Annotated in this window: 17 protein-coding genes and 1 tRNA gene; 10 read left to right on the top strand and 8 right to left on the bottom strand. The window is 71.9% G+C overall.

What is annotated here, in order from left to right; genetic code table 11:
• Positions 1-86 precede the first annotated feature (86 nt).
• Together DFJ69_RS27395 and DFJ69_RS36255 are read left to right on the top strand one after the other, a co-directional pair.
• Positions 87-1,007, top strand: a complete 921-nt coding sequence (locus DFJ69_RS27395; RefSeq protein ID WP_116025247.1) for an ABC transporter ATP-binding protein — start codon at positions 87-89, stop codon at positions 1,005-1,007.
• Positions 1,004-2,599 (top strand): ABC transporter permease, encoded by a 1,596-nt coding sequence (locus DFJ69_RS36255; protein ID WP_116025246.1) that lies wholly within the window; start codon positions 1,004-1,006, stop codon positions 2,597-2,599. Before DFJ69_RS27395 ends, DFJ69_RS36255 begins: the two co-directional genes overlap by 4 nt.
• A gap of 3 nt (positions 2,600-2,602) precedes the next feature.
• Here DFJ69_RS36255 and hrpA read toward each other — a convergent pair whose 3' ends face one another.
• Positions 2,603-6,514: an ATP-dependent RNA helicase HrpA gene (gene hrpA, locus DFJ69_RS27385; RefSeq protein WP_116025245.1), complete on the bottom strand. Its 3,912-nt coding sequence runs from the start codon at positions 6,512-6,514 to the stop codon at positions 2,603-2,605.
• A 256-nt stretch (positions 6,515-6,770) separates the two neighbouring features.
• Between hrpA and DFJ69_RS27380 the strand changes: the two genes are divergently transcribed.
• Positions 6,771-7,250 (top strand): ester cyclase, encoded by a 480-nt coding sequence (locus DFJ69_RS27380; protein WP_116025244.1) that lies wholly within the window; start codon positions 6,771-6,773, stop codon positions 7,248-7,250.
• A 30-nt stretch (positions 7,251-7,280) separates the two neighbouring features.
• Positions 7,281-8,279 (top strand): nitronate monooxygenase, encoded by a 999-nt coding sequence (locus tag DFJ69_RS27375; RefSeq protein WP_116025243.1) that lies wholly within the window; start codon positions 7,281-7,283, stop codon positions 8,277-8,279.
• On the opposite strand, the gene DFJ69_RS27370 is transcribed toward DFJ69_RS27375, so the two are convergent.
• The 5 genes from DFJ69_RS27370 to DFJ69_RS27350 all read right to left on the bottom strand — a co-directional run bounded on the left by DFJ69_RS27370 (position 8,273) and on the right by DFJ69_RS27350 (position 12,794).
• Positions 8,273-9,274, bottom strand: a complete 1,002-nt coding sequence (locus tag DFJ69_RS27370) for an aldo/keto reductase (RefSeq protein WP_116025242.1) — start codon at positions 9,272-9,274, stop codon at positions 8,273-8,275. The two genes, DFJ69_RS27375 and DFJ69_RS27370, sit on opposite strands and share 7 nt — an antisense overlap.
• Positions 9,275-9,291: 17 nt before the next feature.
• Positions 9,292-10,518: an ROK family protein gene (locus DFJ69_RS27365; RefSeq protein WP_170177957.1), complete on the bottom strand. Its 1,227-nt coding sequence runs from the start codon at positions 10,516-10,518 to the stop codon at positions 9,292-9,294.
• Positions 10,518-11,303 (bottom strand): ATP-binding cassette domain-containing protein, encoded by a 786-nt coding sequence (locus DFJ69_RS27360; RefSeq protein ID WP_116025240.1) that lies wholly within the window; start codon positions 11,301-11,303, stop codon positions 10,518-10,520. Before DFJ69_RS27360 ends, DFJ69_RS27365 begins: the two co-directional genes overlap by 1 nt.
• Positions 11,304-11,535: 232 nt before the next feature.
• Positions 11,536-11,733: an ABC transporter permease subunit gene (locus DFJ69_RS35745; protein WP_245974599.1), complete on the bottom strand. Its 198-nt coding sequence runs from the start codon at positions 11,731-11,733 to the stop codon at positions 11,536-11,538.
• A gap of 125 nt (positions 11,734-11,858) precedes the next feature.
• Positions 11,859-12,794, bottom strand: a complete 936-nt coding sequence (locus DFJ69_RS27350) for a D-alanyl-D-alanine carboxypeptidase family protein (protein ID WP_116025239.1) — start codon at positions 12,792-12,794, stop codon at positions 11,859-11,861.
• A gap of 110 nt (positions 12,795-12,904) precedes the next feature.
• Here DFJ69_RS27350 and DFJ69_RS27345 point away from each other — a divergent pair.
• Positions 12,905-12,978 (top strand) — tRNA-Pro (locus DFJ69_RS27345).
• A gap of 376 nt (positions 12,979-13,354) precedes the next feature.
• Here the strand turns inward: DFJ69_RS27345 and DFJ69_RS27340 are convergent.
• Complete coding sequence (locus tag DFJ69_RS27340; RefSeq protein ID WP_147312429.1) at positions 13,355-14,224, bottom strand: hypothetical protein; 870 nt, start codon at positions 14,222-14,224, stop codon at positions 13,355-13,357.
• Positions 14,225-14,343: 119 nt separating this feature from the next.
• On the opposite strand from DFJ69_RS27340, the gene DFJ69_RS27335 reads away from it, so the two are divergent.
• The 3 genes from DFJ69_RS27335 to DFJ69_RS27325 all read left to right on the top strand — a co-directional run bounded on the left by DFJ69_RS27335 (position 14,344) and on the right by DFJ69_RS27325 (position 19,189).
• On the top strand, positions 14,344-14,901 hold the full coding sequence (locus DFJ69_RS27335; RefSeq protein WP_116025237.1) for a DUF2243 domain-containing protein: 558 nt from the start codon (positions 14,344-14,346) through the stop codon (positions 14,899-14,901).
• Entirely contained in the window at positions 14,901-15,725 is an 825-nt protein-coding gene (locus DFJ69_RS27330) for a cytochrome c oxidase assembly protein (protein WP_116025236.1), read from the top strand. Before DFJ69_RS27335 ends, DFJ69_RS27330 begins: the two co-directional genes overlap by 1 nt.
• A gap of 323 nt (positions 15,726-16,048) precedes the next feature.
• The gene (locus DFJ69_RS27325; protein WP_211328796.1) at positions 16,049-19,189 is read left to right on the top strand and encodes a DEAD/DEAH box helicase; all 3,141 of its coding nucleotides are present in this window, start codon (positions 16,049-16,051) and stop codon (positions 19,187-19,189) included.
• Between the two features lie 192 nt (positions 19,190-19,381).
• Here the strand turns inward: DFJ69_RS27325 and DFJ69_RS27320 are convergent, their stop codons facing one another.
• Entirely contained in the window at positions 19,382-19,636 is a 255-nt protein-coding gene (locus DFJ69_RS27320; RefSeq protein WP_116025235.1) for a hypothetical protein, read from the bottom strand.
• A 72-nt stretch (positions 19,637-19,708) separates the two neighbouring features.
• On the opposite strand from DFJ69_RS27320, the gene DFJ69_RS35040 reads away from it, so the two are divergent.
• Entirely contained in the window at positions 19,709-21,112 is a 1,404-nt protein-coding gene (locus tag DFJ69_RS35040) for a DUF5753 domain-containing protein (RefSeq protein WP_211328794.1), read from the top strand.
• A 103-nt stretch (positions 21,113-21,215) separates the two neighbouring features.
• A complete protein-coding gene (locus DFJ69_RS27310) occupies positions 21,216-22,076 on the top strand; it encodes an SAM-dependent methyltransferase (RefSeq protein ID WP_116025234.1) in 861 nt (286 codons plus the stop codon).
• Positions 22,077-22,388 lie beyond the last annotated feature (312 nt).

Raw genomic sequence — 22,388 nt, 5'->3', positions numbered from 1 at the left:
TCTCGATCAGCTCCTCACTGGGGTCATCAGAGTTTAGCCACTATTGAGACTTCATGATTTTGTGAAACTAGTGTAGCTTCTGAAACATGAATACAGCGATCTCGGTGTCCGGGCTGGTGAAGACCTTCGGCCGGGCACGCGCGCTCGACGGGCTCGACCTGACCGTCGTCCCCGGAGAGGTGCACGGCTTCCTCGGCCCCAACGGCGCCGGCAAGTCCACCACGATCCGAGTGCTGCTGGGGCTGCTGCGGGCGGACGCGGGCTCCGCCGAGCTGCTCGGCGGCGATCCCTGGCGGGACGCGGCGACGCTGCACCGGCGGCTCGCGTACGTTCCCGGCGACGTCACGCTGTGGCCGAACCTGTCCGGGGGCGAGGTGATCGACCTCCTCGGGCGACTGCGCGGCGGGCTGAACCGGCAGCGTCGCGCCGACCTCCTGGAGCGGTTCGAGCTGGATCCGCGCAAGAAGGGCCGCGCCTACTCCAAGGGCAACCGGCAGAAGGTGGCGCTGGTCGCGGCGTTCGCCTCCGACGTGGAGCTGCTCATCCTGGACGAGCCCACCTCCGGCCTCGACCCGCTGATGGAGGAGGTCTTCCAGCGGTGCGTCGAGGACGAGCGGCGGCGCGGCCGAACGGTGCTGCTCTCCAGCCACATCCTCAGCGAGGTCGAGGCGCTCTGCGACCGGGTCACCATCATCCGCAAGGGCCGTGCGGTGGAGTCCGGGACATTGGCCGACCTGCGCCACCTCACCCGCACCTCCATCCACGTCGAGCTGTCCCGGCCGCCGGACGGGCTGGCCGCCCTGCCCGGTGTGCACGATCTGGAGGCCGACGGGGCCAAGGTGCGGTTCGAGGTGGACAGCGCCCGCCTCGACGGCGTGCTGCGGCATCTGGTCGACATCGGCGTGGTGAGCCTGGTCAGCCGGCCGCCCACGCTGGAGGAGCTGTTCCTGCGGCACTACACCGGCGATCGGGACGCCGAGGCGAGGGCCGAGGTGGCGGCACGATGACCGCCACCACGGGGGCCCGCACGCTGCTGCGGCTGGCACTGCGCCGGGACCGGATCGTGATCCCGGTGTGGGCGATCCTGTTGACCCTGCTGGTGGCCTCCACGGCCGCCAGTTACGAGGGTCTGTACCCGACGGCGTCCGAGCGTCGGGACTTCGTCGGCACCATCGACGGCAACGCCTCGCTGCTGACCTTCTACGGGCCCGCCTTCGGCGACTCGATCGGCGCGCTGACCGCCTGGCGGCTCGGCGCGGTCGGGGCGGTGATGATCGGCATCATGAGCATCCTGCTGGTGATCCGGCACACCCGAGCCGAGGAGGAGGACGGCCGGCTGGAGCTGATCGGCGCCGGGGTGGTCGGCCGGCACGCGCCCCTCACCGTGGGCATCGCGATCGCGCTCGTCGCCGACCTCGCGGTCGCCTCCCTCGTCACCCTCACCATGCTCGGGAAGGGCGTGGGCGGCGCGCTCGCCTACGGGCTGGGCTGGATGGCGGTCGGCGCCTTCTTCACCGCGGTCGCGGCGGTCGCGGCCCAGGTGACCGAGAACGCCCGGACGGCCAGGGGGATCGCGATCGGCGTCCTCGGCGCCGCGTTCCTGCTCCGCGCCGCCGGCGACGCGGGCGGCGACGAGGGCCCCGCCTGGTTGTCGTGGCTGTCGCCGATCGGCTGGTTCCAGCACCTGCGCCCGTACTCCGACGAGCGCTGGTGGGTGTTGGCGCTGCCGGTGGCGGGAGCGGTGCTGCTCGCGGGCCTGGCGTACTCCCTGGTGGAGCGGCGGGACCTGGGCGCCGGGCTCCTGCCCCCGAGGTCGGGCCCGGCCGAGGCCGCCCCGTCCCTGCGCACGCCGCTGGCGCTGGCCTGGCGGCTGCAGCGCGGCTCGCTGGCGGCCTGGACCGCCGGGTTCGCGGCGTACGGGCTGATCATCGGCGGGGTGATCGAGGGTGTCGGCGACATCGTGGGCGACAGCGAGGGCACCCGGGAGACCATCACGAAGCTGGGCGGGGCGTCCGACCTCACCGAGGCGTTCGTGTCCACGGCGTTCGGGCTGATGGCGATCGTGGCGTCGATCTACGCGGTCCAGGCCGTGCTGCGACTGCGCGGCGAGGAGACCGGGCAGCGCGCCGAGCCACTGCTGGCGTGCTCGGTGGGCCGGCTGCGATGGAGCGCCGGGCACGCGCTGATCGCCCTGGCGGGCACCGCGCTGCTGATGGCGGTGGCCGGCGTGACGACCGGCCTGACGTACGGCGCCACCGCCGGGGACCTCGACGGGCGGCTGGCCGACACGCTCTCGGCGGCGCTGGTGCAGATCCCGGCCGCCTGGGTGCCGGCGGGCATCGCGCTGGCGCTGTTCGGCCTGGCCCCCCGCGCGACGGCGGGTGTCTGGGCGGCCGTGGCGGCCTTCCTGCTGCTGGGCCAGCTCGGTCCGCTGCTGGGGCTGGACCAGTGGGCGATGGACCTGTCGCCGTTCACCCACGTGCCCAAGCTGCCGGGCGCGGCGATGACCGCCGCCCCGATGGTCTGGCTGGCGGCCGTGACGGTGGCTGCGGCGGCGGCGGGGTACCACGGTTTCCGCCGCCGCGACGTGGCGGCCTGACCGTCAGGCGGTGATCTGCGCGATGGCCTTGAGGATCCGCTTGTCGGACACCGGGTAGCGGGTGCCCAGACGCTGCGCGAACAGGCTGACCCGCAACTCCTCGATCATCCAGCGGACCTGGCGCACCGCGTCCTCGTCGCGCCGGGCGGGCGGCAGCCGGTGCAGCAGCGCCAGGTACTCCTGCCGCATCCGCTCCACCTGCTGCATCAGCAGCCGGTCCCGGTTGGGGTTCTCCGGCAGCTTGTCCAGACGGGCCTCCATGGCCCGCAGGTAGCGCAGCAGGTCGGGCAGGCGCCGCCAGCCGGTCGCCGTGACGAAGCCGGGCGAGACGAGGTCGTCGAGCTGGGCGCGCAGATCGGTCAGGGACGGGACCAGCGTGAGGCTGCCGGTGCCGCGCAGCCTCCGGTCGAGGTCGTGGGAGGTCTTCAGGATCCGCTCGACGTGGGTCACCACGGCGGCGGCCGTGTCGGCCAGGTCGGAGCGCACGTGGTCGTACAGCTTGGTGAAGCCCTCCTCGTCCCACGCGGGACCGCCGGCCTCGGCGATCAGCTTGTCGGCGGCGGCGGTGACGCAGTCGTCGAACAGCGCCGCGACGGAGCCGTGCGGACTGTGGCTCAGGGCGAGCTTGCCCTGGTTGGTCAGCCGCCCCTGCAGGAACTTGACCGGCGACGGCGCGTTCAGCAGCACCAGCCGCCGAGTGCCCCGCCACATGGCGTGCCGCTGCTCCGCCGGGGTCTCGTACATGCGGACGGCGACCGTGTCGCCCTCGTCGGTCAGCGCCGGGTACGCCTTGACCTCGTAGCCCGCCCGGCTGCGCTGGAACGTCTGCGGGAGCGTCCCCACGTCCCAGGTGCGCAGCCCGGCGCGCTCGACGCCGTCCTTCTGCGCGACCGTGGACAGCGTGCCCCGCATCTCGCCCTTGAGCCTGCGCTTGAGCTCGTCGAGGTCCTTGCCCTCGGCGACCGTGCGGTCGCGGTCGTCCACGACGCGGAAGGTCATCTTCAGATGGCCGGGAAGGCGCGAGGGGTCCCAGCTCTCCCGGGCCACGGTGACGCCGGTCATGGCGCGCAGCTCGCGTTCCAGGGCGTCCAACAGCGGCTCGCCGCGCGGCGACACCCGCTGCAGCACGCGGCGGGCCACGTCGGGGGCGGGAACGAAGTTGACGCGCAGTTGCTTGGGCAGCGACCGGATCAGCTCGGTGACCAGCTCGGTCCGCAACCCGGGCACCTGCCAGTCGAAGCCGTCCGGGCCCACCTGGTTGAGGACCTGCAACGGGACGTGCACGGTCACGCCGTCGGTGCCCGCGGCGTCGGCGCCCGGCTCGAACCGATAGGTCAGCGCCAGTTTCAGCGGCCCCTGCCGCCAGGCGTCCGGATAGTCGTCCTCGCGCACCTCGTCGGCTCCGGCGTTGATCAGCATCCGGCGCTCGAAGTTCAGCAGGTCGGGGGTGTCCCGGCGGGCCTGCTTCCACCAGACGTCGAAGTGCCGGACCGAGATCGCGTCGGCGGGCAGCCGTTCGTCGTAGAAGTCGAACAGGGTCTCGTCGTCGACGAGAATGTCGCGCCGCCGGGCGCGGTGCTCCAGGTCCTCGACCTCCTCCAGCAGCGCCCGGTTCTGGTGGAAGAACCGGTGGTGGGTCTCCCACTCGCCGCCGACGAGGGCGTGCCGGATGAACAGCTCCCGGGCCAGTTCGGGATCGATGCGCCCGTACTGGACGCGCCGCTGGGTCACGATCGGCACGCCGTAGAGCGTGACCCGCTCGTACGCCATCGCCGCGCCCTGCTTCTTGGACCAGTGGGGCTCACTGTAGGTACGTTTGACCAGGTGCTGGGCGAGCGGCTCGATCCACTCCGGCTCGATCCTGGCGTTGACGCGCGCCCAGAGCCGGGACGTCTCGACCAACTCGGCCGACATCACCCAGCGCGGCGGCTTCTTGAACAGGCCCGACCCGGGGAAGAGCGCGAACCGCGCGCCGCGGGCCCCCAGGTACTCGCGCTTCTCCGGGTCCATCAGCCCGACGTGCGACAGCAGCCCGGCCAGCAGCGCCCGATGGACGTTCTCGGGGGGCGCGTCGGCGGTGTTGACGGTGACGCCCAGGCCCCGGGCGACCTGCTTGAGCTGCCCGTGCAGGTCCTGCCATTCGCGGACCCGCAGGTAGTGCAGGAACTCGCTCTTGCACATCCGGCGGAACTGGCCGCCCGACAGCTCCTTCTGCTTGTCGCGCAGGTGGTTCCACAGGTTGAGGTAGGCGAGGAAGTCGGAGGTCGGGTCGGCGAACCTGCGGTGCCTCTCGTCGGCGGCCTGCTGCTTGTCGGCGGGCCGCTCGCGCGGGTCCTGGATCGACAGGGCGGAGGCGATGACGAGCACCTCGCGGACGCAGCCGTGGTCGTCGGCCTCCAGCACCATCCGGGCCAACCGCGGGTCCACCGGGAGCTGGGCGAGCTTGCGGCCCAACGGGGTCATCCGCTTGCGCGGGTCCTTCTCCGCCGGATCGAACGCGCCCAGCTCGTGCAGCAGGTCGACACCGTCCTTGATGTTGCGGCGGTCCGGCGGCTCCACGAACGGGAACGCGGCGATGTCGCCCAGCCCGAGACTGGTCATCTGCAGGATGACCGAGGCCAGGTTGGTGCGCAGGATCTCCGGGTCGGTGAACTCCGGGCGGGACAGGAAGTCCTCCTCGGAGTACAGCCGGATGCAGATGCCCTCCGACACCCGGCCGCAGCGGCCCTTGCGCTGGTTGGCGGACGCCTGCGAGATCGCCTCGATCGGCAGCCGCTGCACCTTGAGGCGATGGCTGTAGCGGGAGATCCGCGCGGTGCCCGGGTCGATGACGTACTTGATGCCCGGCACCGTCAGCGAGGTCTCCGCGACGTTGGTGGCCAGCACGATGCGGCGGCCCCGGTGCCGCTGGAACACCCGGTGCTGCTCGGCGGCCGACAACCGCGCGTACAGGGGCAAGATCTCGGTGTCGCGCAGACCGCGCTTGGTCAGAGCGTCGGCGGTGTCGCGGATCTCCCGCTCGCCGGACAGGAACACCAGGACGTCGCCGCGTGCCTCCAGCGCCAGCTCGTCGACCGCGTCCATGATGGCCTGCACCTGGTCGCGGTCGGGGTCGGCGTCCGGGTCCTCGGGGTCGACGATCGGCCGATAGCGCACCTCCACCGGGTACGTGCGGCCGGAGACCTCCACGATGGGGGCGTCGTCGAAGTGCCGGGAGAACCGCTCCGGGTCGATGGTCGCCGAGGTGATGATCACCTTGAGGTCGGGCCGGCGGGGCAGGATCTCCTTGAGGTAGCCGAGCAGGAAATCGATGTTCAGGCTGCGCTCGTGCGCCTCGTCGATGATCAGCGTGTCGTACTGGCGCAGCAGCCGGTCGGTCTGGACCTCGGCCAGCAGGATGCCGTCGGTCATCAGCTTGACCAGCGTGTCGTCGCCCGAGGTGTCGGTGAAGCGCACCTTGAAGCCGACGGTCTCGCCGAGCGGGGTGCCGATCTCCTCGGCGATGCGGTCGGCCACGGTGCGGGCGGCCAGCCGGCGCGGCTGGGTGTGCCCGATGGTGCCGAGCACCCCGCGGCCCAGCTCGAGGCAGATCTTGGGGATCTGGGTCGTCTTGCCGGAGCCGGTCTCGCCCGCGACGATCACGACCTGGTGGTCGCGGATCGCGGCGGCGATGTCGTCCTTCCTCTGGCTGACCGGCAGCTCGGCGGGGTACGACACCGTCGGCACCGCCGCCCGGCGGCTCGCCACCCGCGCCTGCGCCCGGTCGACGTCCGCGGCGAGCCGCGCGACGACCTCGGCGAGCCGGTCCCGGTCGCGCAGACCGCGCGCCGCGTCGATGCGGCGGCGCAGGCGGTGCTGGTCGCGGAGCATCAGCTCGGGCAGTCGCTGCCGCAGTTCCGCCAGCGGCGATCTCACACGCGTTCCTTCACGGCTCGTCGGGGGCCTGGGGTCGTTCCCCAGACGAACGGACGGCGGGGACGACCCCGCACGACCGTAGTCACCCTACGGCCGGGAGGCGATCGATTTTCCGGCCGGGTGTCTGCAACGCGCCCGGCCGGCGCCGCATTCCCGGTGGCGGCACGGTGTCTTCGGGACCGATTTACCGCGCCCGCGGAAGATCCGTCACCCTTTCACCGACTGGCGCGTTACAGAGGAAGAAGGAGGGGATCTCATGCAGACCACACCCGCGGGGCCGTCCGCCCCGCACGACCTGCGCGCGCGGCGAGAGGCCGTCGTCCGCGAGCATCTCGACGCGGAGAACGACCTGGAGTTCGACCGGGCGCTGCACACGTTCGACCATCCCCGCTATGAGCTGATCGCCACGGGTCAGGTCTTCGACGGGCCGGAGGAGGTGATGGAGTACTACCGCAGCACCCGGTCGGCCTTCCCCGACCAGCGCAACGAGAACGTGGTGCTGCGGCACGCCGAGGACGCGGTGATCGTCGAGTTCGACCTGCGCGGCACCCACCGGGGCGCCTACCTGGGCTTCGAGCCGACCGGACGGGAGTTCACCTGCCGGATGGCGGCGGTGTTCGAGTTCGAGGGCGACCGGATGGTCTGCGAACGGGTCTACTTCGATCTGGCCACCATCGCCTCCCAGTTGGGCCTGCTCGGCCAGGTGGCCCGATTGGCGGAGCAGATGCCCGGTTAGGCTCGGCCCGTGAGCGGTCTGCGGGATCTGATGCGGCATCCGATCGTCCAGGCGCCGATGGCCGGCGGGGGCTCGGGACCGGCCCTCGTCGCGGCGGTGGCCGGGGCGGGCGGTCTCGGCTTCCTCGCCGGGGGCTACAAGAGCGCCGCCGGGCTGCGCGCGGAGATCGAGCGGACGCGTCGGCGGACGGCGGAGTTCGGCGTCAACCTGTTCGTGCCGCCCGGTCCCGGGGCCGGGGTCGATCCGGCGGCGATCGAGGAGTACCGGGAACGACTCGTCCCGGAGGCCGGACGGCTCGGGGCCGACCTGGGCGAGCCGTCCGGCGGAGACGACGACTGGGACGCCAAGGTCGCCGACCTGCTGGCCGATCCGGTGCCCGTGGTGAGCTTCACCTTCGGCCGTCCCGACCGCGAGGTGGTCGAGGCGTTCCGGGAGCGGGGCTCGCTGGTCGTCGTGACGGTGACGACGCCCGAGGAGGCGCGGGCGGTGCCGGCCGCCGACGCCCTGTGCCTGCAGGGCTCGGAGGCGGGCGGGCATCGGGGTTCGTTCGCGAACGCCGACCCGCCCGCCCACGGGGTCCGGCGACTGCTCGCCGCCGTGCGGGAGGTCACCGACCTTCCGCTGATCGCCGCCGGGGGTCTGGCCTCCCGCGAGGACGTGGCCGACGTGCTCGCGGCCGGCGCGGTCGCCGCGCAGCTCGGGACGGCGTTCCTGCGGACGCCCGAGAGCGGGGCGCATCCGGTGCACAAGGCGGCGCTCGCCGACCCCCGGTTCACCGCCACGACGATGACCCGCGCCTTCAGCGGCCGTCCGGCCCGCGGGCTGGTCAACCGGTTCATCGTCGAGCACGGCCCGTACGCCCCGGCGGCGTACCCGCAGGTCCACAACATGACGACGCCGCTGCGGCGCGCCGCCGCCGAGCACGGCGACCCCGACGCGATGGCGCTGTGGGCCGGCGAGGGCTTCCGGTCGGCCGCCGACCGGCCCGCCGCCGAGGTCGTCGAAGGGCTGCTGCCCTCCGGTCAGTAACGGCCCCCGACGGGGGCGGGCACCGCGTTCAGCTCCGCCAGGTCCTCGGCGGTCAGGTCCAGGTCCGCCGCGCCCGCGTTTTCGCGCAGGTACCGGGACTTCTTGGTGCCGGGGATGGGGATCACGTGCTCGCCCTGGGCCAGCACCCACGCGATGGCGACCTGGGCGGCGGTGGCGTCGCGCCGGTCCGCGACCCTGCGGACCACGTCCACGATCCGGAGATTCTGTTTGAGGGCCTCTTCCTGGAAGCGGGGGTTGCCGCCCCGGAAGTCGGTGCTCTCGAAGTCGGCGGACGTGACCGTCCCGGTGAGGAAGCCCCGTCCGAGCGGGGAGAACGGCACGAACGCGGCGTCGTGCGCGGCGCACCAGCCCACCACGTCGCCCGGCCCCTCGCCGCCTGCCCGGCCGGGCAGGCCGCCGGCGCCGCCGCCCGGCACGCCCAGCGGGTCGCGGGTCCACAGGGACAGCTCCGACTGGATCGCCGAGACCGGCTGGATCGCGTGGGCCTCCTCCGCCTGCGCCACCGTGACCTCCGACAGCCCGAGGCGGCGGACCTTGCCCTCGTCGACCAGCGCGGCCATCGCGCCCCAGGTCTCGGCCAGCGGCACCTTCGGGTCGACGCGGTGCAGGTAGTACAGGTCGATGACGTCCACGCCGAGTCTGCGGAGACTGGCCTCGACACCCTCGCGGACGTGCGCGGGTGCGGCGTCCTGGGTCATCTGCCGGGTGGCGGGGTCGGCGATCAGCCCCACCTTGGTGGCCAGAACGACCCGGTCGCGGATCCCCCGGAGGGCCCGGCCGACCAGTTCCTCGTTGTGCCCGGCGCCGTAGACGTCGGCGGTGTCCAGGAACGTGACACCCAGGTCCACGGCCTCGCGGACCAGCGCCACCGAGCCGTCGTCGTCCCGTTCGGACTCGCTGTACGCCCAGCTCATCCCCATGCAGCCCAGACCGACGGCGCCCACCGGGGCGCCCGCGACCGTCCTGTTCCTCATGATCGTCTCCCTTGTGCTCAGGCCGTCGTCCCGCTCGGGTCCGGCACCGCGGTGCGCAGCCGGGCCAGCACCTGCAGCGGGTCGGCCAGGACCTCGCCGAAGGCCAGCTCCGCCGCGCCGACGAGCGTGGTGTCGTCGCCCAGTTCGGCGGTGCGCAGCCGCACCCGCTCCCGAGGGGCCGCCGGCGTCGAGGTCGCCAGCCTGCTCCGCACCTGGGCGGCGGAGGCCGGGTAGATGTCGCGCAGGGTGCCCCCGAAGATCACCATGCCGGGGTTGAAGATGTTGACCAGATTGGCCACCCCCAGTCCCAGCCACTCCCCCGTCCGGTGCAGCGCGTCCCGCGCGGCGGCGTCGCCCCGGTCGGCGGCGTCCACCACGGCGCGCACCGCGTCGCGGCCCACCCGGCCGGCGCCGCCGCGCCCGGCCCGCTCCAGCAGGGCGTGCTCGCCGACCTCGGCCTCCAGACAGCCCAGCGAGCCGCAGCCGCAGCGCCGCCCGGACGGGTTGACCACCATGTGCCCGACCTCGCCGCCGTACCCGTCGGCGCCCTCCAGCAACCGGCCGCCGACGATGATCCCGCCGCCGACCCCGACGTCGCCGTGAAGGTAGATCAGGTCCGGACAGCCGACGCCGACGCCGCGCTGATGCTCGGCCAGCGCGCCCAGGTTGGCGTCGTTGCCGATCGCCACGGTCAGCCCGAGGGCCAGCCGCCGGGACAGCGCGTCGCCCAGGGACACGTCCTTCGCGCCGAGGTCGGGCCCGTACCGGATCGTCCCGTCGGCCCTGCGGACCGTTCCGGAGAACGCCGCCCCGGCCCCCACGCAGACCGCGTCCCGGCCCGCCTTGCGGACCAACTGCCGGGTGAACCCGGCCAGCGCGCCGACCAACGCGTCCGGGTCGAACGAGTCCCGGGGCCGTTCCGCCTCACGCCGGTCCAGGATCACCCCGCCCAGCCCGACCCGGGCCGCCACCAGCCGGTCGACCCCGATGTCGAACGCCAGCACGTACACCCGGGTCGACTCGGGGGACACCATCAGCGAGGGGCGACCGGTGCCGCGCGGCAGCTCCTCGCGCACGACGCCGGCCGCGGTGAGGTCGCCGGTCAGGGCCATGATCGTGCTGCGGTTCAGCCCCATGCCCTCGGCGAGGGCGGCCCGCGAGGCCGGTCCCCTCAGGTGGATGTGGCGCAGCAGGGTGCCCAGGTTGTCCCGGCGGACCTCTTCCTGCGACGGTGCGGCGCGCATCATCCCGGCCCGGACCCGTTGACCCGGCGGACGCCGTCGCCCCGCGGCTCCGCGCCCCCGCGCCCGGAGGTGATCGGCTCCACCACCTGGGCGTGCGTCACGTCCGAGGCGCGGACCCGGGCGACGGCACGGCCCAGGAACGGCGCGCAGATCCGGTCGGCGAACACGTCGTTCATGTCGTGCGAGATCAGCACCACCGCGCGGCCCTTGTCGGCCGGCCGCCGCACCACCTCCGGCACCCGCCGGGTCTGGGCGACGCCCAGCGCGGCGGTCGGCTCGCCCAGCACCACGACCTTGCCGCCCCACAGCATGGCCCGGGCGATCGCCACGCTCTGCCGCTGCCCGCCCCACAGGTCGCCCACCGGCTGCCGCACCGACGTGATGGTCCGCACCGAGGGCCCGGTGAGGGCCCGGGCGGCCGGCTCCTGCATCTCCGCCTCGTCCAGCACCGGCCCGCCGCGCCGCTCGCGGCCCGGGACCATGTCTTGGACGACGTCGAGGTTCTCGCGCAGCCCCACGTCCTGGTGAACGATCTCGATGCCGAGGGCGGCGGCCTCGCGGGGGCTGCCCACCCGCACCGGGCGGCCCTCGAACAGGTGGTGGCCGGAGTCCCTCGGCAGGATCCCGCCCAGGCACTTGACCGGCGTGGACCTGCCGGCCCCGTTATCGCCCACCAGCGCGGTGACCTCGCCCGCGTAGGCCGACAGGGCGACGTCGTGCAGGACCTGGACGGGGCCGAGGCTCTCGTCGACACCGCGCAGGTCGAGAACCGGTGTCACGGACATGTCGGAGGGCTCCCACCTGGGCGCCCCACGCGGAGGGTGAGGCGGTCGCGCGCCGCGAGCCTACCAGCCGGGCCCTCGCCGCAAAGGGCCCGGCGCGGGGGCCTCAACGGCCCCGTCACCGCGCGTCGGCGACGGGCCAGGGCGTCGATGCTCGCGGCGAACAGCAGCACCCCGCCGGTGATCAACATGTTGAGGTTCGCCTGGGCGCCCATCAGGCCCAGACCGTTGGCGATCACCGAGACGACCGGTCCGCCGGCACCGCGTCACGGGCCCGGCCCTTGCCGCCGATGACGGCGGCGCCCACCGCGTACAGGAGCGCGTTTCCGGCGCCGGCGTCCGGGCTGACGGAGTTGAGGCGGGAGGCGTCCACCATCCCGGCGACCGCCGCCAGGGTGGCGGCGATCATGAACACCGACATCCGGATCAGCACCGCCAGAGGGTTTGTTGCGAGCGATAGCGATCAGGAAATGCTCGCCGCGGCCACGCCACCGGTGCCGGCGGGCATGGCGACGAACCCGCCGGGCGGACCCGTCCCGCAGGCGCGGCGGAGCCGGCTCAGCCGCCGCCCGCGCGGTGGACCTGCGCGGTGAGCGAGGTCAGCCGGGACGCCGCGCTCTTGAACGAGCCGCCCGCCGGCTGGAGCGTCAGCACCACCACGATCCGGCGATCGCCCTCCCCCACCGTCCCCGTCGTGTGCAGCACGGGACGCCCCAGCCCCAGGTCGGGCGCCGACGCGGGCCGCAACCGCAGACCCGCGGCGCGCCCTCCCTTACAGGGATCGGCCGGAACGGTCCCGAACCCGGACCACCCCTGCTTGATCGCCCACGGCCTCGGCAACGCCCGGGGGATGCCGAAGTACTGGTCGAACCCGTCCTTCCCGCACCGGGTCGCCCTGTGCAACTCCCCCAGCACGAACCGCCGGATCCCCGGATCCGCCCTCTCCAGCAGATACCGATACATCCGGACGACGTCGTACGCGCTGATCGCCGTATATCCCCAGAACCCGGGATGCGTGGCCGGCGGCGGAGCGGTGTCGACCAACCTCATCCGCGCCGCCATTCGCCGCACGATCGCCCCACGCCCGCCCCGCGCCCACAGCACCGTGGCCGCCCGGTCGTCACTGGACCGCAGCATCCCCCGCAGCAACGCCCGATCCCCCGCCGAGACCCCCCGCCCGGCGCCCCGCGCCTCCAGGTGGTCCACCGCGATCAGGATCTTCACCACCGACGCCGACCGCACCGTCCCGTGCGCGTCATGGTGCGCGGTCACCTTCCCGATCTTCCGATCGAAGACCATGTACCCCGCCCGCACCCCGCGAGGGATCCGCGGCCGCCGCACCGCCGCCTTCGAGGCCTCGGGCGACACCGACGCGGCAGGCCCGCCCCCGCGACCCGGCCCCGCCTCCGACCCACCGCCCCCGGCGGCGCACCCGCCCACCCCGACGACGGCCACGGTCACGGCCACCAGCACCCGGGACGTCAACGCGAACATCCGCCATGCCTACCAGCCCCGCGATCGGCCCGGCCACCCACCGCCCCGAAACCCGGTACGCACCAGGCCCCCGACTGCGCTAAGGTGGTCACGCCTGCTGAGGCGGGCACCGGGATGTAGCGCAGTTTGGCAGCGCACTTGACTGGGGGTCAAGGGGTCGTGGGTTCAAATCCCGCCATCCCGACCGGTAGTTGCAGGTCAGAGGCCTGATCGTCACCCTGACGATCAGGCCTTTCGATCGTGGTGAGCGTTTCGTCGGTGGATCCGACTCCGTCCTCTCGCACTCCGACAGTTCAGCGGCCTCTACAGGGACACCCGGGCCCCTTAGTCGCCACTTCACGCCTTCATCGCTTCCTCGCCGGGCTGTAGCAGGTCGGCGCCCCCGTAGCGGCCGGGTCCTGATGTGCCGGATGCTCATCCTCGACCGGCTCACCACCGGACTACGCGGCCTCTGGACCCGGAGCCTGCACGACCTGGGGGCCCTGCGCCGGCCGGCTCATGAAGACCCGATTTCAGCGGTGGCGCCGAGGTGACGGGCGTCGTGCCGGTCCTTCCGGGGGCTAACGGTGGTAGTTCGCCGCGTTCGCCACGGCGTGGGCCAGGTAAGCGTCCAGCGGTTCCGGTGTCTCATCCGAGAATTGCAGTCTGGGCACACCGTCGCCCGCCATGTGGAAAAAGTGAATGGAGTCGCCGGTGGCCTTGGAGGGATCGAGTTCGATGAGCGTTCCGCCGGGCCACAGGACGCGTTGGTCCGGGTCTAGGCCGGCGCGCCGTGTCACCCTGCGCCGTTCGAGGCGGTCCGCCTCTCGTGACGCCTTGCTCCCACCCGACAAGATCCCGGGGAGTTGGGTGGTGGGAGAGAACACTTGGCAGCGTTCGTTGAGCTCGAACACATGGGTGAGCCTCCACCGATGATCGACGATGACCACTCTGTCGCTGCGGCCGAAGCTCCTCTTGGTTCGCACCAGTACCGGCAGCGGCGCGATGTCCTGCGTCTGGAGGGCACGCACGGTCACGGCGAGCAGTTCCTGGATCCGCTCGATCGTCGACCGCCACTGGGCCTGGCGGACATGGTTCGCGTCCTTCCGCTCGTCCAGCCTGCGGCGCTCGGCCGCCACCATGTCGTCGAATTCGGACATCCGCTCCCCCGCCTCTCGCTCAAGTACAAACCTCAGGAAACCATGGTCCAACGGCCGGACGCCGTTGATCGATCGAGGATGAATGCGCCCGGGCACCACGACATCCTGGGCCCGCTGCCGGACCTCGACATCGGCCTGGACGCCCGACCCGGTGAATCCCGAGCAGACCAGAGCCTTCTCACCGTGGGAGACGTTGTACGGGCCCGGACGGAGCACGACTGCGCCTGCGCTGCAATCCGACGCATCCGAGTCCGCCCGGGATTTCGGCGGAAGTGTCTCGCCCACTGTCATGTCCCGTCCGCAGCCCGCTCGCCCACCCGAGCGATTACCCGGGTTCGGTGCCGGGTAGCGGGCCCTGTGGCGGAGCCTGATCTCGGCTCTGCCGTACGTGCGTCCGAGAGGGAAAGACCATGGCCGCCGCCACCGACCGGATCGGCGTCAACGCCGGGCCCGCCGGTCTGCGGTTGCCGGGGATCATGCTGGGGGTCGGCCTCGGCGGCTTCGTCGACGGGATCCTGCTGCACCAGCTCCTGCAGTGGCATCACATGCTCACCGGCACCGACACCGACCGGATCGGGGTGAAGTACTACAACCCGCGCACCGTCTCCGGGCTGGAGATGAACACGGTATGGGACGGCCTGTTCCACGTGGTGTGCTGGCTGGCGGTGCTGATCGGGCTGGCCGTCTTGTCCTCGCGGGTGACCCACCGGCGCCGCCGGGTGTGGACCTCCCGGGTGCTGTGGGGATGGGTCCTGGTCGGCTGGGGGCTGTTCAACCTCGTCGAAGGCGTCATCGACCACCAGGTTCTCGGTATCCACCACGTGCACGGCGGCCCGCACCAGACCTGGTGGGACATCGGCTTCCTCCTGCTGGGCGCGGTGCTCATGGCCGTCGGATGGCTGGTGCAGCGCACCGGGACCCCGTTCGAACCCGAGTCCGATGGCGCCGCCCGGCCACGGAGCGCCTGATGCGCGATCACCCGATGCCCGCGCACAACGGTGCGGGATGGGCCACCGTGCTGGCGGTGACCGGCGTGGTCGTTCTCGCGGTCGCCTACCTGGTGCTGAGACACCGCGGAACCGGTCGGACGGCCCGCCCCGGGGACCGGTGGCGCACGGCGATGTTCCTGGCCGGATGCGCCCTGACGGCGGCGGCGCTGCTGCCGCCGATCGCGCCGTTCGCGCACGAGGACTTCCGCGGTCACATGCTCCAGCACATGCTGCTGGGAATGTACGCGCCGCTGGCGCTGGTCCTGGGCGCCCCGATCACCGTGCTCCTGCGCGCACTCTCGGCCCCGCAGGCCCGGAAGCTGACCGGCCTCCTGAGCAGCAGGCCGATGGGGGTGCCGGCTCACCCGATCACCGCGCTGGCGCTCGGCACCGGGGGCCTGGCCGTGCTCTACTTCACCCCGCTGTACGACGCCACGACCACCCGACCGGCCCTGCACTGGCTGATGCACGCGCACTTCGTGCTCTCGGGATGCCTGTTCGCCTGGGTCATCGCCGGACCCGACCCCGCACCATCACGACCCGGCGTCAAAGCGCGGCTGCTCGTCCTCGGCGCGGCCATCGCCTTGCACGCCGTCATCGCCCAACTGATGTACGGCGGGTTCCTCATCGACGTACACGCGCCCATCGCCCAGGTCCGCGGCGCCGCGGAGATCATGTACTACGGCGGCGACATCGCCGAACTCCTGCTCGCCGCCGCCCTCGTCGCCACTTGGCGTCCCGCCCGCCGCACCCTCCCCCTTCGGCCGCGCCCACAGCACGCCCCCGGTGCCACGGCCCGATGAATCGGCGATCGACGTCCTCTCCGTAGGACGGCCATGGCCGGCTTCACCATCCAGATCTGCGACGCGCCGCCTCCCCTCCCCCACCGCCGCAAAGGTGCCGTGAGGAATTTCCAGACGACAGCCATGCCATTACGGAGGTATCGACTCCTCTTTTCGACATGCCCACATCGTGGTCCACGGTCGGTTGAAGTGAGCAGAAAACCTCCGTGTCGTGGGATGCGTTGTTTATGCTTGGCGCGGCTGGCGGGCCGGGGCCGTCACTCGGGCAGCGATCGGACTTTCGTGGGAGCGGCGTGCGTCGGGTGGGTGGAGAAAGAGCCAGGGTGCTCGAGTTCTGGCGAGCAGTCGAGATGTTCAGCCCACAGTCGGTTCCGAAGGTGGACCGCCGGTCACGGGTCGGCGCGGTCGTGCCGGGTGAGCCCCTGCCGTGGCAGGACGGGCATGAGTTCGCGTCCCTGCGGTTGGGCAAGGGCATGACCTGGCGGCACACGGTCTACGGCGGGGTCTTCTCGCTGGAGCGTGTGCGGGAGGTCCTGGAACGGGCGTTCGGCCGGGCCCCCGAGGACCTGGACGGACGGCCGCTCGGGGAGAGCGCGCTGCTGGCGTTGACGGTCACCGCGGAGGGGCAGCCGCTGCTGGGCTCGCAGGAGTTGTCGGGGTGCGCGTGGGCGGTGGGGCGCACCGTGACGCCGGGGCCGGCCGACGGCGCCTGGCTGAACGGATTCGACGCGGCGACCGAGGAGTGCGCGAGCGAACTCGCGGCGCTGACCGACGTCCAGGACGAGGACGACACCCCGGCCGAGGTACTGGAACGGGGATTCAGGCTGGGCCTGCAGATCGGTCACGCCGAGCTCGTCGAGTTCACCGAGTCGGTGGCCGAGAGGTTCGGCGTGGGGTCGGTCCTGGCCCCCGCCGGGCTGCGGATCGCCAGCGTGCCGGTGCCCTTGAGGTCCCGGTACGACGCGGACGGCTCCGGCTTCCTCAACAGCTTCTTCGTCGCGGACCTGGGGCGCGTCGGGCGCCGGGTCGCCGAGGGGGACTACGGACGGGCGCTGGACACCTATCTCCGCGGCGGTGAGGACCCCGATCCGGCGGCGCGTGTGGACGTCCGGCGGGCGCCGGACACCGTTCACGAACGGGTGGCGCCCGGGTCGGTGCCGGCCGGACGATGGCCGACCGATCCGCGGTGGGCGCTCGCGCTGAGTCAGCAGTTCGCCGTCAGCACGGCGATGGCCGAGCTGATGGACGGCGCCGGTCTGCTGGCGGTGAACGGGCCACCGGGCACGGGCAAGACCACGATGCTGCGCGATCTGCTCGCCGCGATCGTGGTGGAGCGGGCCTCCCGGCTGGCGGAGCTGCCCTCGCCGGCCGCGGCGTTCGCCGGTCAGGCCGGTTGGCGGACCGGGAACCACTGGCGGTCGGTCCGATCCTGGCAGCCGCGGCTGACCGGCTTCGAGGTGGTGGTCGCCTCCGCCAACAACGGCGCGGTGGAGAACGTCTCCCTGGAGCTTCCCCAGCGCGACGCCGTGCACATGCCCGCCGACTACTTCGCCGCCGTTGCCGACAGGGTGCTCCGCAGGGAGGGCAGGCCGCTCCAGGGGTGGGGCACGATCGCCGCGCGACTGGGCAACAAGAAGAACCGGCAGGAGTTCGTCGGCTCGTTCTGGTTCAGCGATCGCGACTCCGGCGAGCCGGGGCTGATGGACATCCTCAAGGAGTACCGGACCGGCGGCGGACCCCTCGGCTGGAGCGAGGCGGTCGCGGCCTTCCGAGCGACCCGGCGGGAGGTCGAGCGACTACGCGGCGAGCGTGATGAGGCGTACGGCCTGCCCGCCGAGCTGTCCCGCGCCGAACGCGATCACGCCGAGGCGACCCGCGCGTCGTCCACGGCCCGCGGTCGGCACGCCGCGATCCGGCGGCGGGTGGCCGCCGCGGAGGACGGCGCTCGTTCCGCCGAACGGCTCCTGCGGCGCACCCAGGAGGAACGCACGGCGCACGCCGGCACCAAACCCGGGCTGATCGACACCGTCTTCACCCTGGGCCGGGTCACGCGCGCCTGGTACCGCCGAGACGAGCAGTTGGCCGACGCCGTGACACAGGCGCAGCAGCGGTTGGACCATGCCCACCAGACGCTGGACGCCCAAGGGCGGGCGGCGTCCTCCTCCGACCGCAACGTCGCCCAACTGGAACGCCGCGCCCGTGAACTGTCCGACCGGGTCACCACCGTGCGGGCCCGGCTCGAAACGGCGCGCTCCCGGTGGGGGGACGCGTTCCTCGACGGAAGGCACTGGGCCGACGAGGAGTCGCGCGAGAAGACAGCCCCGTGGACCGACGCCGAGTGGAACGAGGCCCGCAGCAGGCTCTTCCTGGACGCGCTCCGTCTGCACCAGGCGTTCTTGGCCGCGCAGGCCGACACGATGACCAAGAACCTCCGCGCCGCCATGGAGATCCTGCAGGGCGCCGCGCCGTCGGACGCGCCGGTCCAGGCCGTCCGGGCGGCCTGGCAGAGCCTGTTCTTCGTCGTACCGTTGGTGTCCACCACGTTCGCCTCGTTCGACCGGGTGTTCTCCCATCTCGGTCGAGAAGACCTGGGCTGGCTCTTCATCGACGAGGCCGGCCAGGCCGCCCCGCAGATGGCCGTGGGGGCCCTGTGGCGGGCCCGGCGGGCCGTCATCGTCGGCGATCCGCTGCAACTCGAACCGGTCGTCACCCTGCCCTTCACCGCGCAGCAGGCGCTGCGCCGCCACTTCGGGGTCCGTCCGGCATGGCTGCCCGGGCGCACGTCGGTCCAGCGTCTGGCCGACCAGACCAACCGGTACGGGACCTATCTCCCCGAGGAGGACGGGCAGGTGTGGGTCGGCGCGCCGCTGCGGGTGCATCGCCGCTGTGACGAGCCGATGTTCGGCATCTCCAACCGCGTGGCCTATGACGGCCTCATGGTCTACGGGGTCACCGGCAGGACCGGGCCGTTCCCGGACATCACACCTGCTCCGCCGTCGTCGCCGCCCGCCAGCAAGTGGATCGACGTCGTCTCCACCGAGTCCCGGGGCCACTGGATCCCCGCCGAGGGCGCCGAACTGCGCCGCGTCCTGACCGGCCTGCGCGACGCCTGCGGCATCGCCCCCGACCAGATCTTCGTCATCTCCCCGTTCCGCGATGTGGCGGCGCAGATCGAACGGTTCCGCCGCGAACCCGGCTTCGGCGGCCTGCGCGGCGGCACCATCCACACCGCCCAGGGCAAGGAGGCCGACGTCGTCGTCTTCGTCTTGGGCGGTGACCCCGCCAAACCCGGAGCCAAGAGCTGGGCCGCCCAGAAGCCCAACCTCGTCAACGTCGCCGCCAGCCGCGCCCGACGCCGCCTCTACGTCATCGGCAACCACCGCGAATGGTCGCGCCAACGCCATTTCGACGTTCTCGCCGCCCATCTTCCCCGCACCGACCCGATCGGGCCGCCGTCCCGGTGATTCCCGCGTGAGGGAGATCCGGCAATGACCGCCGGCTCGCCGCGTCTTTGTTCGCCCACCTGTACGGCCATTCCCGACCGCGCCCATGCGTGGGGGCCAGGGAGACCACGTCTTCTCTTAGGCCATGGTCTTACGAATGCGCGGTTGGGGGTAGGTGCGGCCGGGGTCGTGTGCATGGGGGCGGCGTTGAGGTCACGAGGGGCCACCCGTCGGGGCGGTGTGATCGCCCTCGAACCGGTCGTCGATCCAGAACTCCTCGAGTTCGTGGGCGGTGAGGTCGCCGACGGGGACATCGCGGAGGGTACGGCCGGTACGGGCGGCCCACACGGTGAACAGCGACAAGGCCACCATGACCGTGTCGGTGGCCGACCAGGTGTCGTCGTCGCGGCTCAGGTGGCCGACCGCGCGCATGGACCGAGGGAGCGGCGGCGCCGCATCCAGCAGCATGATCGTGTCCTTTCATGAACAACGGGTCGATGCCATCCTTGGACGTGCCCTCCCACCGGGGATGGCCCCGAGATGAAGCCGGATGCCTCCGGATGTTCCGGGAACGAGATCGTTCAATTGGGCCGCGCACATCGTCACGATATTTCTGAAATGATGCGATATGCCCGGGCGCACCGGAGGGCCTGTGCGGTAAAGTACGCGCACGGAATGTGGAGTATTATCCACCTTGGCGGATCGGGCGCCGGCAGGATGGCCCGCCGAGGACCGTCGATCACAAGGGAACCGCCCATGGACCGGCCCGAAGATGACCGCCCGGCGGCGGTGCGCGACTTCATCGCCGCTCTGAACGAGGCCCGACGGCGCGCGGGGCGCCCCAGCCTGCAGACGCTGGAACAGTTGTCGGCGAAGCTCACTCAGCCGGTGCAGAAGCAGTCGGGACTACGCGTTCTGGTGCTGTCGGACTCGACCACGTCCAACATCTTGAACGGCCTTCGCCAGGGCCTGCCCAAGTGGCAGTGGGTCGCCTCCTTCATCATCGTGCTCCGGGTGGTGGCCGCTCAGTCCGGGCGGGACCCCGATGCCGTGATCGGCACTCTGGAGAGTTGGGAGACCAGATACGACACGGCGGACGCCGCTCTCCAAGCCGCCCCCGATGCGAGCGGTGAGCAGCGGGCGCGGGTCGACCGTACGGCCGCCGACGTGGCGGCCGTCGACGCCTCCGCGGCCGAGAGCCGGAGGGCGCTGGAGCGAGGCGACACCGGGCCACCGGCGGCGCCGACCGCTCGATCGGCCGGTCACGTCGGCGGCGATACCCGGTGGGCCGGAATGCTCACCCTGGTGAAGCAGGCCAAGGCGCTCACCTGGTGGCACGACCACCGCGACATCGTGCCCGACTGGCTGGAGATCTATCTGAGCATGGAGCCGGCCGCCGAGCTCATCCAGACCTATGAGCCGCAGTTCATCCCCGGCCTGCTGCAGACACCCGACTACGCCCGCGGTGCCGTGCTCCTGGAACATCGCGCCACACCGCCCGCGGACATCGAACGCCGTGTCCGACTGCGGATGCTCCGCCAGCGGATCCTGAACGGGCCTCGTCCTCGCAGGCTCTGGGCCCTGGTCGAGGAGGCGGCGCTACGGACGTTGATCGGCGGACCCGACGTGATGCGCGACCAGATCCGGCACCTCATCGAGCTGTGCGCCCGGCCGCACGTCACGCTGCAGGTGATCGGTTCCGACCAGGACACCGAGCCCGTCTCCGACGGTCGCGCGCCCGCCGGAGCGCCCATCGCCATTCTGCGGTTCACCGAGGCCGAGTTGCCCGATCTGGTGTATCTCGAGCAGCCGCACGGCGCCTTGTACCCCGACAAGCGCATCGACATCGATTATTACCGTCACACGTTCGAGCGTTTGGCGATTCGAGCCGAGACCCCATCGACAACGGTGCGGATTCTTCACTCCATCCTCACCGACATCTGACACCCGAACCGCGCTTGCCGGTGCCGTGCCCGGATGGTCTGATGTCCTGGGCGGCCTCGGTGAGCCGTGCCTCTCGACTCCCGGTGTCAAGGCGGAGGTGGCGATGAGCGGCAACGACCAGGAGTTCCCGTGGGACGAGGCCGAAAGGGATCTGATGGAGGGCATCGATACATCGGTGCCGCACTCCGCCCGGATCTGGAACTACTGGATGGGCGGGAAGGATCATTACTCCGTCGACCGACAAGCCGGTGACCAGTTCGCCGCGATCTACCCGGGCATCGTCGACATGGCCCGCGTGTCCCGGTACTTCATCGCCCGTGTCGTCCGCCACCTGGCCGCCGAGGTCGGCATCCGTCAATTCCTGGACATCGGGACCGGGCTGCCCAGCCACGACAACACCCACGAGGTGGCTCAACGCGTCGACCCCAGCGCCCACGTCATCTACGTCGACAACGACCCCCTGGTGCTCTCCCACGCGCATGCCCTCCTCACCAGCGCCTCGACCAGCCGCACCGACTACATCGAGGCCGACCTGCGCGATCCCGATCGCATCTTGGACGTCGCGCGGACCAAACTGGACTTCACCCGGCCGATCGCTTTGATGCTCATGGGAGTCCTCGGGCACGTTCCCGTCACCGACGAACACGACTCACAGGCGCACACCATCGTCGCCACCCTCACCACCGCGCTGCCCCCCGGCAGCTTCCTGGCCGTTTACGACGGAACCGACACCGACCCGGCCTATGTCGAAGCCATACGCCTTTACAACGAGGGCGGCTCCGTCCCTTACACTCTGCGCAGCCCTGAGCAGATCACCGCTTTCCTCGATGGCCTGGATCCGGTCCCGCCCGGCGTCGTTCCCCTCCACCGGTGGCACCCCGACCCCAGCCCTTTCGGCCCTTCCACGCCCGTCGACGCCTGGGGGGGCATCGCCGCCAAGCCCGCAGCCGGCCCTCGTCACTAGCGAAGCGGTCTGCCGGGTTCGAGGCGGGCCATCTCAAGCCCGAGCCGGGCCTTGTTCGCTGCAGCGATCGGTTGTGCGCGAGGTCGACAGGCCGCACCCGATCCGACACCTGGTGGGGTGATTCGTCGGGCGGCGTTCACGGCGCTGGGCCTGCCAGAGCGCACGCCGGACAACCGCCATGCGCTCCACGAACCGGCGCGGGTGGCCGTCGATGATCGAGCCGGTCTACTCACTTGGTGGCACGCCCATGGCTTGGTCAGGTGAGGCACGAGCCGGAACCGGGCGGTGCGATACTGCGCCGCCACCCGGCCG

The sequence above is a fragment of the Thermomonospora umbrina genome (assembly GCF_003386555.1).
In the GTDB taxonomy this organism is placed as follows: domain Bacteria; phylum Actinomycetota; class Actinomycetes; order Streptosporangiales; family Streptosporangiaceae; genus Thermomonospora; species Thermomonospora umbrina.
The sequence above is the reverse complement of the archived record's forward strand: the minus strand, read 5'-3'. Positions and strand labels throughout refer to the sequence as shown.

Excerpts from the sequence above, each read along its gene's own strand:
- DFJ69_RS27395 (WP_116025247.1), top strand. The coding sequence starts at position 87 with ATGAATACAGCGATCTCGGTGTCCGGGCTGGTGAAGACCTTCGGCCGG.
- DFJ69_RS36255 (WP_116025246.1), top strand. The coding sequence starts at position 1,004 with ATGACCGCCACCACGGGGGCCCGCACGCTGCTGCGGCTGGCACTGCGC.
- DFJ69_RS27380 (WP_116025244.1), top strand. The coding sequence starts at position 6,771 with ATGCAGACCACACCCGCGGGGCCGTCCGCCCCGCACGACCTGCGCGCG.
- DFJ69_RS27375 (WP_116025243.1), top strand. The coding sequence starts at position 7,281 with ATGCGGCATCCGATCGTCCAGGCGCCGATGGCCGGCGGGGGCTCGGGA.
- DFJ69_RS27370 (WP_116025242.1), bottom strand. The coding sequence starts at position 9,274 with ATGAGGAACAGGACGGTCGCGGGCGCCCCGGTGGGCGCCGTCGGTCTG.
- DFJ69_RS27365 (WP_170177957.1), bottom strand. The coding sequence starts at position 10,518 with ATGCGCGCCGCACCGTCGCAGGAAGAGGTCCGCCGGGACAACCTGGGC.
- DFJ69_RS27360 (WP_116025240.1), bottom strand. The coding sequence starts at position 11,303 with ATGTCCGTGACACCGGTTCTCGACCTGCGCGGTGTCGACGAGAGCCTC.
- DFJ69_RS27350 (WP_116025239.1), bottom strand. The coding sequence starts at position 12,794 with ATGTTCGCGTTGACGTCCCGGGTGCTGGTGGCCGTGACCGTGGCCGTC.
- DFJ69_RS27340 (WP_147312429.1), bottom strand. The coding sequence starts at position 14,224 with ATGACAGTGGGCGAGACACTTCCGCCGAAATCCCGGGCGGACTCGGAT.
- DFJ69_RS27335 (WP_116025237.1), top strand. The coding sequence starts at position 14,344 with ATGGCCGCCGCCACCGACCGGATCGGCGTCAACGCCGGGCCCGCCGGT.
- DFJ69_RS27330 (WP_116025236.1), top strand. The coding sequence starts at position 14,901 with ATGCGCGATCACCCGATGCCCGCGCACAACGGTGCGGGATGGGCCACC.
- DFJ69_RS27320 (WP_116025235.1), bottom strand. The coding sequence starts at position 19,636 with ATGCTGCTGGATGCGGCGCCGCCGCTCCCTCGGTCCATGCGCGCGGTC.
- DFJ69_RS35040 (WP_211328794.1), top strand. The coding sequence starts at position 19,709 with ATGAAGCCGGATGCCTCCGGATGTTCCGGGAACGAGATCGTTCAATTG.
- DFJ69_RS27310 (WP_116025234.1), top strand. The coding sequence starts at position 21,216 with ATGAGCGGCAACGACCAGGAGTTCCCGTGGGACGAGGCCGAAAGGGAT.